The sequence below is a fragment of the Pelosinus sp. sgz500959 genome (assembly GCF_042610375.1).
Classification (GTDB): Bacteria; Bacillota; Negativicutes; order DSM-13327; family DSM-13327; genus CTSoil-075.
In genome coordinates this window covers 1-721 of the sequence record NZ_JBGJZL010000050.1, presented here as the reverse complement: position 1 = coordinate 721, position 721 = coordinate 1, and the positions used below count along the sequence as shown (strand labels likewise).

Below are 721 nucleotides of genomic sequence, written 5' to 3'. Positions count from 1 at the left end.
CACTTTGTGTTAGCACATGAATTAATCCTAAAATTGATCTTTCTTCTGTGAAGTTTTGAGAGAGCATAGCAATATGTTTATCTCTAAAAACTTTAATCCGGTGACGATAGCTAAGGGGTTCCACCTGTTCCCATACCGAACACAGTAGTTAAGCCCTTATACGCCGAAAGTACTTGGTTGGAAACGACCTGGGAGGATAGGTAGTTGCCGGTTAAGGCACTCATCTTTCGTGAGTGCTTTTTGTTTTCTCTAAAAACAGGTATGTGAAGCGTAAGTTTCAAAGTATTTGTTCGGTTCAATGCGAAGCAGTTGGACGTAGTGAAAACAAAGTTAAAAAAATACTTGACATAANTAAAAACAGGTATGTGAAGCGTAAGTTTCAAAGTATTTGTTCGGTTCAATGCGAAGCAGTTGGACGTAGTGAAAACAAAGTTAAAAAAATACTTGACATAACAATGTTAAGTATGATATTATAAGTAAGTTGCCAGCACGGCTGACAACGAAAAACAAAAATAACATGTTGACATAAAGTTGTGAATGTGTTACAATAAAGATCCGCTGTGAGAAACGGTGGTGCGGTTATCGAAAGGTGATCGGGTGTTCTTTGAAAACTAAACAATGTAAGTAAAGTTAAAATAAGCCAGATGTGCCGTACTCGTTTTGAGTACACACACGTTGGGTCACGCAAGTGATACTGACACAAGTAAGTTTTTTAAAGAGC

At 37.5% G+C, this 721-nt stretch carries 1 rRNA gene; it reads left to right on the top strand.

Annotated elements, in window-relative coordinates:
- Nucleotides 1–96 precede the first annotated feature (96 nt).
- Nucleotides 97–213: ribosomal RNA gene (gene rrf, locus ACAN52_RS21895) — 5S ribosomal RNA — on the top strand.
- Nucleotides 214–721 lie beyond the last annotated feature (508 nt).